The organism is Rhizobacter sp. OV335 (genome assembly GCF_900142965.1).
Classification (GTDB): Bacteria; Pseudomonadota; Gammaproteobacteria; order Burkholderiales; family Burkholderiaceae_C; genus Rhizobacter.
In genome coordinates, this window is record NZ_FRCQ01000003.1 from 22,531 (window position 1) to 34,604 (window position 12,074).

Here is a 12,074-nt window from a genome sequence, read left to right on the forward strand (position 1 = left end):
TCAGTCGGCGTACTGGCCGGCGGCCTTGATGATCGGGCCCCACTTGTTGATCTCGGCCTCGACGAACTTCTTGTGCTCCGGGCCGTTCACGCGCGCGTCGGTCATCACGACGGCGCCCAGGCCTTCTTCGCGGTGGATGAAGTCGGGGTCCTTCAGCGCGATCTTCAGCGCCGCGTTGATCTTGTCGGTGACGGCCTTCGGCGTGCCCTTCGGCGCGTACAGCGCGTGCCAGATGCTGACGTTGAAGCCCTTCAGCCCCGATTCGTCGAGCGTCGGCAGCTTGGCCAGCGCCGGCGTCGTCAGGCGCTTGGTGCTGGTCACCGCGTACGCCTTCACCTTGCCGCCGGCGATCTGGCTGGTGGTGTTGGTGGTCTGGTCGCACATCAGGTCGACCTGGCCGCCGAGCAGGTCGGTCATCGCCGGGCCGGTGCCCTTGTACGGCACGGTCGTCATGTCGACCTTGGTCGTGCTCATGAACAGCAGGCCGCACAGGTGCGAGGCCGATCCGAGCCCGGCGTTCGCCAGGTTGATCTTGCCCTTGTTCGCATCGAGCCACTTGGTCAGCTCGGCGTAGTTGGTGGCCGGCAGCGAGGGCTTGCCGATCAGCGTCATCGGCACTTCGTTGATCATGCCGAGGTACTCGAAATCCTCCAGCGTCTTGTACTGCATGTTGCGGTACAGCGCGGGCGAGGTGCTCATGCCGATGTGGTGCAGCAGCAGCGTGTAGCCGTCGTTCGAGGCCTTGGCGACCTTGGTCGCGCCCAGCGTGCCGCCGGCACCGCCGACGTTGTCGATGATGATGACCTGGCCGCCCAGCGGCTTGCGCAGCGCCTCGGCCAGGTCGCGCGCGACCTTGTCGGTCGGGCCGCCGGCGGAGAACGGGACGACGATGGTCACCGGCTTCTCGGGGTACTCGGCCAGTGCCGCGGTCGCCGTCAGCAGTGCGGCGCCGGCCAGCAGGAGTTTCTTCATGGTCGTGTTCCTTTCGAGCGAGCGTGTCGGTGAGTCAGAAGACCCGAGCTTAAGGAAGCGCCGAGGCACCGGCATGGCGGAAACTACGTAACCCGGAGGCGACGCAAGGCCATTCAGCCCAGGTGATCGGCCAGTACCCGGGCGACGTGCAGGGCCTCGCGCTGCGCACCGTCGGCGATCTGGTGCCTGCAGCTGGTGCCGTCGGCGACGATGATCGCGTCGGGCGCCTCGCGCACCGCCGGCAGCAGGCTCAGCTCGGCCATCTGCATCGACACCTCGTGGTGGCTCGCCTCGTAGCCGAAGCTGCCGGCCATGCCGCAGCACGAACTCTCGATCAGCGTCGGCTGCGCGCCGGGAATCAGCTTCAGCACGTCGAGCACCGGCTGGATCGCGCCGAACGCCTTCTGGTGGCAGTGGCCGTGCACCCGCATCGCCTGTGCCGCCGGCTTGAAGCGCGGCGCGAAGCGGCCCGCCTTGGCTTCGCGCGCGAGGAACTCCTCGAGCAGCAGCGCCTGGTCGGCCAAGGTCTTCGCGTCGTCGCCCAGGCCCATCACCAGCATCTCGTCGCGCATCGTCAGCAGGCACGACGGCTCCAGCCCGACGACGGCGATGCCGCGCTGCGCGAACGGCAGCAGTGCCTTCAGCAGCTCGCGCGCATTCGCCTTCGCCTGCTCCGGCATGCCGGCCGCGAGGTACGTGCGCCCGCAGCACAGCGCCGCGCCCGGGCGGCTCGCGGCATGCACGGTGTAGCCGGCCGCCTGCAGCACGCGCACCGCGGCGGTCGCGTTCTCGCTCTCGAAGCTGCCGTTGAAGGTGTCGACGAACAGCACGACCGGCTTGTCGGCCTTCAGCACGTCGGCGCGCGTGGCGAGGCCGATGTGCGGCGCGACGCGCCGGAAGGTGTCGCGGCGAAAGCGCGGCAGACTGCGTTGGGCCGACAGCCCGAGCCAGCGCTCGGCCAGCCGCTTGGCGCCGGGCAGCGTCTCGCGCAGGTTGAACAGCCACGGCGCGGCGCTCGCGAGCCGCGCATACGCGGGCAGGTGCGCGATCAGCCGGTCCTTCAGCGTGTGGCCGTGTCGCGCCTTGTCGTGTGCGGTGAACTCGAGCTTCATCTTCGCCATGTCGATGCCGGTCGGGCAGTCGCGCTTGCAGCCCTTGCAGCCGACGCACAGGTCCATCGCGTCGCGCACCGCATCGCTCGTGAAGCCCTGTTCGCCAAGCTGGTTCGACAACGCGAGCCGCAGCGTGTTCGCGCGGCCGCGCGTCAGGTGCTGCTCGTCGCGCGTGACGCGGTAGCTCGGGCACATGGTGCCGGCGTCGAACTTGCGGCAGTGCCCGTTGTTGTTGCACATCTCGACGGCCTTCGCGAAGCCGCCGCTCGCGTCGCCGCCGGTGCCGGGCGCGGTGGTGGTTTCGGTCGCCGGGTCGTTCTGCACGTTCCACGCCGACCAGTCGAACACCGGCTTCAGCGCGATGGTCTTGTAGCCTGGCGCATAGCGGAACAGGCTCGCATCGTCCATCTTCGGCGGATCGATGATCTTGCCCGGGTTCATCAGGTTGATCGGGTCGAGGTGCTGCTTGATCGCGCGGAAGGCTTCGTTGATGCGCGGCCCGAACTGCCACGCGATCCACTCGCCGCGGCACAGGCCGTCGCCATGCTCGCCGCTGTAGGCGCCCTTGAACTTGCGCACCAGCGCGCTCGCTTCCTCGGCGATCGAGCGCATCTTGTGCGCGCCGCCGCCCGGGCCGCCTTGCCGCATGTCGAGGATCGGCCGCACGTGCAGCGTGCCGACCGAGGCGTGCGCATACCAGGTGCCCTTGCTGCCGTGGCGGCGGAACACCTCGGTCAGCGCGTCGGTGTACTCCGCCAGGTGCTCCAGCGGCACCGCGCAGTCCTCGATGAAGCTGACCGGCTTGCCGTCGCCCTTCAGGCTCATCATGATGTTCAAGCCAGCCTTGCGCACCTCCCACAAGGCCTTCTGCGGTGCCTCGTCGCGCATCTCGACCACGCTGCCGGGCAGCTTCAGTTCGCCCATCAGCTCGACCAGCTGCTTCAGTTGCTTCAGCAGCACCGCCTTGTCGCCGCCGCTGAATTCCACCAGCAGGATCGCCTGCGGCTCGCCGATCAGCGCCGCGTCGATGGTCGGGCGGAAGGCCGGGTTCGCGCGCGACAGCTCGATCATCGTGCGGTCGACCAGCTCGACCGCGCTCGGGCCGAGCTTCACGATGTGCTGCGCCGAATCCATCGCCGCATGGAAGCTCGGGTAGTTGACGACGCCGAGCACCTTGTGGCCCGGCAGCGGCGCGAGCTTCAGCGTCAGCGTGCGCGTGAAGCCGAGCGTGCCCTCGGCGCCGATCAGCAGGTGCGCGAGGTTGACGCTGCCGTCGCTGGTGTAGGGCCGCTCGCTCTGCGGCCGGAAGATGTCGAGGTTGTAGCCGCCGACGCGGCGCATCACCTTCGGCCAGCGCAGGTCGATCTCGTCGCGCTGCGATGCCGCGAGATCGCGCACGAAATCGGCGATCGCGGCCTCCTTTGCGCCCAGCTGGTCGACGCGGCCGAAGCGCACGTTGCTGCCGTCGCTCAGCCAGGCCTCGGCCGCGAGCACGTTGTGCACCATGTTGCCGTAGGCGATGCTGCGCGAGCCGCAGGAGTTGTTGCCGGCCATGCCGCCCAGCGTGGCCTGCGCGCTGGTCGACACGTCGACCGGGTACCACAGCCCGTGCGGCTTCAGGTACGCGTTCAGGTGGTCGAGCACGATGCCGGGCTCGACCTGCACCGTCATCGCGTCGCGGTCGAACGCGAGCACGCGGCGGTAGTGCTTGCTGGTGTCGATCACCAGCGCCGCGCCGGTGGTCTGGCCGCATTGCGAGGTGCCGCCGCCGCGCGGCAGCAGCGGAATCTTCAGGTCGCGCGCGATGTCGATCGCGATGCCGATGTCCTGCGCGGTGCGCGGCACGAACACGCCGACCGGCATGATCTGGTAGATCGACGCGTCGGTTGCATAGCGGCCGCGCGACGCGATGTCGAACAGCGTCTCGCCCTGCGTGTTGGCGCTGAGGCGCCGTGCCAGCTCGGCCGCTTCGGGCAAGGATGACAGCCCCTCGCTCGACGAGTACATCGATCGATCCCCCGAGGGGATGCGGGCCGGCTTGGGAGCGGCCCGGCGCTCGGCCCGCGTCATGCGGACACCTTCGGGGAGGAATCGAGTTCGCCGTGCTTCATCAGCTCGAGCACCACGTCGCGCTTGTTCAGCAGGTGCTGCACCAGCAGCCGGTGCAGGCCGGCGCCATCGCGTGCCGACAGCAGCTCGATCATGCGCTCGTGCTCGCTCATCGCGCGCGCCCACTTGGCCTCGTCGCAGTTCGAGCGGAAGCGCAGCGCCTGCAGCCGGGCGTTCACCGTGCCGTAGGTCTGCGTCAGCACCGGGTTGCGCGCGGCCGCGTTGATGTGCTTGTGGATCACCGCGTTGATGCTGTAGTAGGTCGGCAGGTCGCGCCGCGTGTAGGCGGCCAGCATCTCGAAATGCAGCGCGCGGATCTCGGCCAGCTCGGCATCGGTGATGCGCTGCGCCGCCAGCTCGCCCGACAGGCCTTCGAGCCCGGCGATCACCTCGAAGGTGTCGGCGATGTCCTGCGCCGACAGCTCCATCGCGACCGCGCCGCGGTTCGGCAGCAGCTCCACCAGGCCTTCGGCGGCCAGCATCTTGATCGCCTCGCGCAACGGGGTGCGCGACACCTTCAGCTCCTCGCACAGCGCGCGCTCGTTGAGCTTGCTGCCCGGCGGGATGTGGTTCTCGACGATCAACTGGCGCAGCCGCGTGCACACCTGTTGGTGCAGCACCTGGCGGGGAATGGAAATGATGTCGGCCATGGCGAGCTTTCTGAATTTGTATTCATTTTCTGTGCAGGTCGATGGTCATCATACGGATGCCATCGCGGGTGACAACCATTGACAAATGAATTTTGTATGCAAAACTAAATCGCATTCGGACCTCGTCAGGAGTCGTCATGATCGCGCTAGACCAGCATCCCAGCGGCCGTCATTTCCTGCAGATCCCCGGGCCCAGCCCGGTGCCGGATCGCATCCTGCGGGCCATGAGCCTGCCCACCATCGACCACCGCGGGCCGGAGTTCGGCGTGCTGGGGCTGAAGGTGCTCTCGGGTATCCGGCAGGTGTTCCGCACGCGCCACCCGGTGGTGATCTACCCGGCCTCCGGCACCGGCGCGTGGGAGGCGGCGCTGGCCAATGTGCTGAGCCCCGGCGACGCGGTGCTGATGTACGAGACCGGCCACTTCGCGAGCCTGTGGCAGAAGATGGCGCTGCGCCTGGGCCTGAAGCCCGAGTTCCTCGCGCTGCCCGGCACCGATGCGCTGACCGGCCTGCCGAACAGCTGGCGCCACGGCGTGCAGGCCGACCTGATCGAGCAGCGCCTGCGCGCCGACGGCGGCCACCAGATCAAGGCCGTCTGCGTGGTGCACAACGAAACCTCGACCGGCGTCACCTCCGACATCGCCGCGGTGCGCCGCGCGATCGATGCCGCGAAGCACCCGGCGCTGTTGCTGGTCGACACGATCTCGGGCCTGGCCAGTGCCGACTACCGGCATGACGACTGGGGCGTCGACGTCACGGTGAGCGGCTCGCAGAAGGGCCTGATGCTGCCGCCGGGCATCAGCTTCAACGCGGTTTCGCCGAAGGCGATCGAGGCCAGCAAGAAGGCCACGCTGCCGAAGGCCTTCTGGGCCTGGGACGAGATCATCGAGATGAACAAGACGGGCTACTGGCCCTACACGCCGAACACCAACCTGCTGTACGGCCTGAGCGAGGCGCTCGACATGCTGCTCGACCAGGGGCTCGAGAGCGTGTTCGCCCGCCACCACCGCTGGGGCGAGGCGGTGCGCGGCGCGGTGCGGGCCTGGGGGCTGCCGATCCAGTGCGCCGACCCGGCGGTGTACTCGCCGGTGCTGACCGGCGTGATCACGCCCGAAGGCGTCGACGCCGATGCGCTGCGCAAGCTGATCCACCAGCGCTTCGACCTGTCGCTCGGCACCGGGCTCGGGCGGGTCAAGGGCCGCATGTTCCGCATCGGCCACCTCGGCGACTGCAACGACCTGACGCTGATGGCGGCGCTGTCGGGCGTCGAGATGGGGCTGAAGCTGTCGGGCATCGTGACCGCCGGCAGCGGCGTGCAGGCGGCGATGGACTTCTTCGCTTCGCATCCGCAGTCCCCGGCCCTGCAGGCCGCGGCCTGAAGACAGCGCATTCCCACAACATTCAGGAGGTTCGCATGCAACGTCGTTCGCTACTCCAGGCCGCGGCTGGCACGGTCGCCAGCCTCGGGACACCGCGCCTGTTCGCGCAGGGACTGCCCTCGGGTCCGATCCGCATCATCGTCGGCTTCCCTCCGGGCGGCGGCACCGATGCGCTGGCCCGCGTGCTGGGCCAGAAGCTGGGCGTGATGTGGGGCCAGCAGGTGATCATCGAGAACAAGGCCGGCGTCGCGGGCGTGCTCGCGGCCGACTACGTGGCGCAGCAGCCGAGCGACGGCAGCACGCTGCTGATGGCGCACATCAACAGCCATGCGCTGGCGCCCAGCCTGCAGCCCAAGCTGAACTACAACGTCGAGCGCGACTTCGTGCCCATCATGCTGGTCGGCGTGACGCCCAACCTGCTGATCGCCGGCACGATGCAGCCGGCCGTCACGGTCAAGGACATCGTCGCGCTGTGCAAGGCCAAGCCGGGCGAGATCAGCTTCGGATCGGCCGGCTCTGGCTCGGCGCAGCACCTGGCGCTGGAGATGTTCAAGCTGAGCGCCAAGGTGAATGCGCTGCACATCCCGTACAAGGGCAGTGCGCCGGCCATCACCGACCTGATCGGCGGGCAGATCAACTACTGCTTCGAGACGATGACGGCGGCCACGCCGCACGTGAAGGGCGGCAAGGTGATCGCGATCGCGCAGACGCGCATCAAGCGCGCGAAGGGCCACCCGACGGTGCCGACGATGGCCGAGCAGGGCTTCCCCGATTTCGAGGCCACCACCTGGTACGGCCTGGTCGGCCCGGGCAAGCTGCCGAAGGGGCTGGCGCAGAAGATCAACGAGGACGCCAACAAGGTGATGGCGATGCCCGACGTGCAGGAACGGCTCGACAGCTACGGCGCCGAAGATGGCGGCGGGTCGTCGGAGAAGTTCACCGCGTTCATCCACACCGAGATCGCGAAGTGGGCGAAGGTGGTCAAGGAAGGCAACGTCAAGTCGGACACCTGATCAGTCGTATTTGCGCGCGTCCTCGATGACGCGCCCGTCGTTCGGCAGGCTGCCTGGCGCGCACAGCTCCACCTCGCCGCGCAGCTTGGTCACGTCGCGGATCGCGTCGGCGATGCGCGTGGCCAGGCCCTCGGGGGCGCCGGCCACCTCCACCCGCAGCGTCATGCGATCGCTCGCCATCTCGCCGCTGACCACCAGCCGCGCCCGCGCGATCTCCGGGAATCGCTTCACCACCTCCGCCACCTGCGACGGGTGCACGAACATGCCGCGCACCTTGGCCGTCTGGTCGGCGCGCCCCATCCAGCCCTTGATGCGGGTGTTGGTGCGCCCGGTCGGGCAGCGGCCGGGCAGCACCGCCGACAGGTCGCCGGTGCCGAAGCGCACCAGCGGGTAGTCCGGGTTCAGCGTCGTGACGACCAGCTCGCCGACCTCGCCCTCGGGGACCGGGTCGCCGGTGCCCGGCCGCACGATCTCGACGATCACGCCTTCATCGAGCACCAGCCCCTCGCGGGCCTCGGTCTCGTACGCGATCAGCCCGAGGTCGGCCGTCGCATAGCACTGGTAAGCCTCGATGCCGTGGCCGCGCAGCCAGTCGCGCAGCGCCGCTGGAAAGGCCTCGCCGCTGACCAGCGCGCGCCGCACCGAGCCGAGCGATCCGCCCGCCTCGAGCGCCTTGTCGACCAGGATCTTCAGGAAGCTCGGCGTGCCGACGTAGCCGTGCGGCCGCAGCTCGCGCATCGCCTGCAACTGCAGCTCGGTGTTGCCGACGCCGCCGGGGAACACGGTGCAGCCGATCGCGAGCGCGCCGCCTTCCATCATCGAGCCGGCCGGCGTCAGGTGGTAGCTGAAGCTGTTGTGCACCAGGTCGCCGGCGCGAAAGCCGGCCGCATGCAGCGCGCGGGCTGCGCGCCAGTAGTCGGTGGCCTCGCCCTCGGGTTCGTAGAGCGGCCCGGGCGACTGGAACACCCGGCGCGCGCCGTTCGGGCGGCGCAGGCCGCGCCAGCCGATGGTCGAGAAGCCGCCGAACACATCGTCGACGACACCGCTGCCGCGCTCGGCCTGCTGGCGCGCCAGCAACTCGCTCTTGCGCGTGACCGGCAGGGCCGCGAGTGCCGCGCGATCGGTCACGCGGTCGGCCTGCAGGCCGCTCGGCAGCGCGGCGAACGCCGGGGCGTGGGCCTGCGCATGGGCCAGCAGCGCGGGCAGGGCGGTGAACAGCGCGCGCTCGCGCTCGGCCGGCTCGCGGGTTTCGAGGGCGTCGAAGAAGGCCGCCATCATTCGTCATCCGCCCAGCGGGCCAGGCGCCTGCGGACCTCGTCGACCAGCTTGCGCACGTCGGCACCGCTCTTCAGCACCTGCGTGTCCCATTCCGGCGTCGTGATCGGCCGGCGGGCGATGCGCGCGGTGATCGCTGCGGCATCGCTCGCGAGCTGAAGCACCGGCTTGCCTTTCCAGTCGAACGCCGCACCGCGCTCGGCCAGCGGCTTCAGCTCGCGCAGCTGGCGCTTCAGCGTGACCAGCGTCTCGTCGGGCTTGAAGGCCGGTGGTGCAAAGAAATCATCGGACATCGTCGTCTCCCTTCAGCTCAGCCAGCGTTTGCGGCGCTTGTAGCTTTTCACGTCGCGGAAGCTCTTGCGTTCCACGTCGTCCTTCGCGCCGCCGGTGCCGAGGTAGAACTCCTTGACGTCCTCGTTCTCGGCCAGCGCCTTGGCCGCACCGTCCATCACGACGCGGCCGTTCTCGAGGATGTAGCCGTGGTCGGCATAGCGCAGCGCCATCGCGGTGTTCTGCTCGGCCAGCAGGAAGGTCACGCGCTCGCGCTGGTTCAGGTCCTTCACGATCTCGAACACCTCCTCGACGATCTGTGGCGCGAGGCCCATCGACGGCTCGTCGAGCAGCACCATCTTCGGGTTTGCCATCAGCGCGCGGCCGATCGCGCACATCTGCTGTTCGCCGCCCGAGGTATAGGCCGCCTGCGAGCCGCGCCGCGTCTTCAGCCGCGGGAAGTAGCCGTAGACCTTCTCCAGCGTCTGCGCGATCGCGGCCTTGCCGTCGCGCCGCGTGTACGCGCCGGTCATCAGGTTCTCCTCGATCGTCAGGTGCGCGAAGCAGTGCCGGCCTTCCATCACCTGCACCACGCCGCGGTTCACCATCTCGGCGGTGGAGAGCGCCTCGATGCGGTCGCCGCGCAGCTCGATGCTGCCCTTGGTGACCGCGCCGCGCTCGCCCGCCAGCAGGTTGCTGACGGCGCGCAGCGTCGTTGTCTTGCCGGCGCCGTTGCCGCCCAGCAGCGCGACGATGCCGCCCTCGGGCACCTGCAGCGAGACACCCTTCAGCACCAGGATCACGTGGTGGTAGATCACCTCGATCCCGTTGACGTTGAGCAAGACCGGCGCGTTCATGAGATCAGCTCTGGCAGTCTTCAGGGGTGCGGCGCGTCAGCTTCTTGTCCGTCGCGTACTTGTCCGCCGCCACCTTCACCATCGGCTTCAGGATCTGCTCGTCGGCCTGGTACCAGTCGGAGCTGAAGTTCCACTTGCTGCCGTCCCAGGTGTGCACCCGCGTCCAGCTGGTGCCCATGTGGTCCAGGCACGAGGTGCTGACCGGCCGCATCACGCCGGCGAAGCCGAGCGCATCGAGCTTCTTCTGGTCGAGCGCCAGGTTCTCCAGACCCCAGCGCACCTGCTCGCCGGTCATCACCTTGCCCTTGCCGTAGCGTTCCTGCGCGCGTCGCACCGCCTCGACGCCGAGCATCTGGATGATCAGCCCGCGCGTGTACAGCACCGAGCCGACCTCGTCCTTCGGGCCGGCGCCCTGGCCCTTGTCGTGCACGTACTTCAGGATGTCCTGGATCACCTTCGGCTGCTGGCCCGAGGTGTTCAGCGCGAGCGCGTTGTAGCCCTTGGCCGCGTCGCCGACGTCCTTCACGTCGGGCTCGGCGCCGGCCCACCACACGCCGTACATCTTCTCGCGCGGGTAGCCGGTGGCGATCGCCTCCTTCAGCGCGGTCGAGTTCATCACGCCCCAGCCCCACAGCAGCACGTAGTCGGGCTTCTGCTGGCGCACCTGCAGCCACGCCGACTTCTGCTCGACGCCGGGCGCCGTCACCGGGATCTTCACCAGCTCGAAGCCGTGCGTCTTCGCGCGCTCTTCCAGCAGCGGCATCGGCTCCTTGCCGAACGGCGAGTCGTGGTAGACGAGCGCGATCTTCTTGCCCTTCAGCTTGTCGAGCCCGCCTTCCTTCTTGCCGATGTGCTGGATCAGGATGTCGGCGGCCGTCCAGTACGAGCCCATCAGCGGGAAGTTCCACTTGAACACGCCGCCGTCCTGCGAGGCCGCGAGCCCGTAGCCGAGCGTGATCAGCGGGATCTTGTCGGCCGGCACCTTGTCGGTCAGCGCGAAGGTGATGCCGGTGGCCTGCGGGTCGAACAGCGTCACGCCGGGCCGGCCCTTCAGCCGTTCGTAACATTCGACGCCGCGGTCGGTCGCGTAGCCGGTCTCGCATTCCTCGAAAGTCAGCTTGACGCCGTTGATGCCGCCGTCGCGGGCGTTGATCATCTTCAGGTAGTCCTGCTTGCCGTTGGCCCACGGCGTGCCGTTGGGGGCGTAGGCGCCGGTGCGGTAGACGAGCAGCGGGAAGAACTGCTCCTTGGCCTGCGCCTGCGCGGCTGGCGCGGCAAGCAGGCCGGCCCAACCCACCGCGGCGATCGCGGCAACCCGTGCGAACGACTTGAATTCCATGTCTGTCTCCGTTGTGGTTGTTGAATGCGAGGTCAATGGGGGAAAGGCCACAGCCGCAGCTTCTCGCGTGCGGTGGACCACAGCCGCGCGAGCCCGTGCGGCTCGACGATCAGGAAGAACACGATCAGCGCGCCGAAGATCATCGACTCGAGGTGCGACGCGAGCGCGGTCGACAGCGGCATGTCGAACCAGCGCGGCACCTGGTTCAGCAGCAGCGGCAGCAGGATGATGAAGGCCGCGCCGATGAAGCTGCCGCTGATCGAGCCGAGCCCGCCGATGATCACCATGAACAGCAGCTGGAACGAGCGGTCGATGTTGAACGCGGCCGGCTCCCAGGCCCCGAGGTGGATGAAGCCCCACAGCGCGCCGGCCACGCCGACGATGAACGAGCTGACCGCGAACGCGGTGAGCTTGGCGTACATCGGGCGGATGCCGATCACCGCGGCGGCGACGTCCATGTCGCGCATCGCCATCCATTCGCGGCCGATGCTCGCGCGCACCAGGTTCTTCGCGAGCAATGCGAACACGCTGACGAACACGAGGCACAGCAGGTACTTCGACACCGGCGATTCGATCGGCAGCCCGAACACGTTCAGGCCCGACACGCTGACCGAGCCGGACGACGAGTTGTTGGTGAACCAGCTGATGCGCAGGAAGGCCCAGTCGGTGAAGAACTGCGCGGCGAGCGTCGCGACCGCGAGGTACAGACCCTTGATGCGCAGCGACGGGATGCCGAACAGCACGCCGACGCCGGTGGCGCACACGCCGCCGAGCAGCAGCGACGCGATCAGCGGCATGCCGGGGATGCGCACCTGGAAGTTGTAGGCCGCGTAGGCGCCGACCGCCATGAAGGCGCCGGTACCGAGCGAGATCTGGCCGCAGTAGCCGACGAGGATGTTGAGGCCGAGGGCCGCGAGCGACAGGATCAGGAACGGGATCAGGATCGCGCGGAACAGGTACTCGGGGGCGGTGAGCGGCAGCACGACGAAGGCGACCGCCAGCAGCGCGAGGACCGCGATGCGGTCCTGCAGCACCGGGAAGATCTGCTGGTCGGCGCGGTAGCTGGTCTTGAACTGGCCGTTTTCTCTGTACAGCATG

The 12,074-nt window shown here is 68.6% G+C and carries 10 protein-coding genes; 2 read left to right on the plus strand and 8 right to left on the minus strand.

Features of this window, described 5'->3' with window-relative positions; translation table 11 throughout:
- The 3 genes from BUE42_RS03690 to BUE42_RS03700 all read right to left on the minus strand — a co-directional run bounded on the left by BUE42_RS03690 (position 1) and on the right by BUE42_RS03700 (position 4,843).
- Positions 1-972 carry a tripartite tricarboxylate transporter substrate-binding protein gene (locus BUE42_RS03690; protein ID WP_073462856.1) on the minus strand — a complete coding sequence of 324 codons (972 nt, stop codon included), beginning with the start codon at positions 970-972 and terminating at the stop codon, positions 1-3.
- Between the two features lie 113 nt (positions 973-1,085).
- Positions 1,086-4,091 (minus strand): FAD-binding and (Fe-S)-binding domain-containing protein, encoded by a 3,006-nt coding sequence (locus tag BUE42_RS03695; RefSeq protein WP_073462858.1) that lies wholly within the window; start codon positions 4,089-4,091, stop codon positions 1,086-1,088.
- A 59-nt stretch (positions 4,092-4,150) separates the two neighbouring features.
- Complete coding sequence (locus tag BUE42_RS03700) at positions 4,151-4,843, minus strand: GntR family transcriptional regulator (protein WP_073462860.1); 693 nt, start codon at positions 4,841-4,843, stop codon at positions 4,151-4,153.
- Between the two features lie 137 nt (positions 4,844-4,980).
- Here BUE42_RS03700 and BUE42_RS03705 point away from each other — a divergent pair, with 137 nt between their 5' ends.
- A complete protein-coding gene (locus BUE42_RS03705) occupies positions 4,981-6,222 on the plus strand; it encodes a pyridoxal-phosphate-dependent aminotransferase family protein (protein ID WP_073462862.1) in 1,242 nt (413 codons plus the stop codon).
- A gap of 35 nt (positions 6,223-6,257) precedes the next feature.
- Complete coding sequence (locus BUE42_RS03710) at positions 6,258-7,235, plus strand: Bug family tripartite tricarboxylate transporter substrate binding protein (protein WP_073462864.1); 978 nt, start codon at positions 6,258-6,260, stop codon at positions 7,233-7,235.
- Here the strand turns inward: BUE42_RS03710 and BUE42_RS03715 are convergent, their stop codons facing one another.
- The 5 genes from BUE42_RS03715 to BUE42_RS03735 are packed head-to-tail and all read right to left on the minus strand — an operon-like array spanning position 7,236 to position 12,073.
- Positions 7,236-8,510, minus strand: a complete 1,275-nt coding sequence (locus BUE42_RS03715; RefSeq protein ID WP_073463375.1) for a phenylacetate--CoA ligase family protein — start codon at positions 8,508-8,510, stop codon at positions 7,236-7,238. It abuts the gene before it with no gap.
- Positions 8,510-8,803 carry a hypothetical protein gene (locus BUE42_RS03720; RefSeq protein ID WP_073462865.1) on the minus strand — a complete coding sequence of 98 codons (294 nt, stop codon included), beginning with the start codon at positions 8,801-8,803 and terminating at the stop codon, positions 8,510-8,512. Before BUE42_RS03720 ends, BUE42_RS03715 begins: the two co-directional genes overlap by 1 nt.
- A gap of 12 nt (positions 8,804-8,815) precedes the next feature.
- The gene (locus BUE42_RS03725; protein WP_073462867.1) at positions 8,816-9,637 is read right to left on the minus strand and encodes an ABC transporter ATP-binding protein; all 822 of its coding nucleotides are present in this window, start codon (positions 9,635-9,637) and stop codon (positions 8,816-8,818) included.
- Positions 9,638-9,641: 4 nt separating this feature from the next.
- Entirely contained in the window at positions 9,642-10,976 is a 1,335-nt protein-coding gene (locus BUE42_RS03730) for an ABC transporter substrate-binding protein (RefSeq protein WP_073462869.1), read from the minus strand.
- Between the two features lie 32 nt (positions 10,977-11,008).
- Positions 11,009-12,073 carry a branched-chain amino acid ABC transporter permease gene (locus BUE42_RS03735; RefSeq protein WP_073462871.1) on the minus strand — a complete coding sequence of 355 codons (1,065 nt, stop codon included), beginning with the start codon at positions 12,071-12,073 and terminating at the stop codon, positions 11,009-11,011.
- Position 12,074 lies beyond the last annotated feature (1 nt).

Bases quoted from the DNA above. Each gene is read 5' to 3' on its own strand.
- BUE42_RS03710 (WP_073462864.1), top strand. From the start codon at position 6,258: ATGCAACGTCGTTCGCTACTCCAGGCCGCGGCTGGCACGGTCGCCAGC.
- BUE42_RS03695 (WP_073462858.1), bottom strand. From the start codon at position 4,091: ATGTACTCGTCGAGCGAGGGGCTGTCATCCTTGCCCGAAGCGGCCGAG.
- BUE42_RS03690 (WP_073462856.1), bottom strand. From the start codon at position 972: ATGAAGAAACTCCTGCTGGCCGGCGCCGCACTGCTGACGGCGACCGCG.
- BUE42_RS03720 (WP_073462865.1), bottom strand. From the start codon at position 8,803: ATGTCCGATGATTTCTTTGCACCACCGGCCTTCAAGCCCGACGAGACG.
- BUE42_RS03715 (WP_073463375.1), bottom strand. From the start codon at position 8,510: ATGGCGGCCTTCTTCGACGCCCTCGAAACCCGCGAGCCGGCCGAGCGC.
- BUE42_RS03700 (WP_073462860.1), bottom strand. From the start codon at position 4,843: ATGGCCGACATCATTTCCATTCCCCGCCAGGTGCTGCACCAACAGGTG.
- BUE42_RS03725 (WP_073462867.1), bottom strand. From the start codon at position 9,637: ATGAACGCGCCGGTCTTGCTCAACGTCAACGGGATCGAGGTGATCTAC.
- BUE42_RS03730 (WP_073462869.1), bottom strand. From the start codon at position 10,976: ATGGAATTCAAGTCGTTCGCACGGGTTGCCGCGATCGCCGCGGTGGGT.
- BUE42_RS03705 (WP_073462862.1), top strand. From the start codon at position 4,981: ATGATCGCGCTAGACCAGCATCCCAGCGGCCGTCATTTCCTGCAGATC.
- BUE42_RS03735 (WP_073462871.1), bottom strand. From the start codon at position 12,073: ATGCTGTACAGAGAAAACGGCCAGTTCAAGACCAGCTACCGCGCCGAC.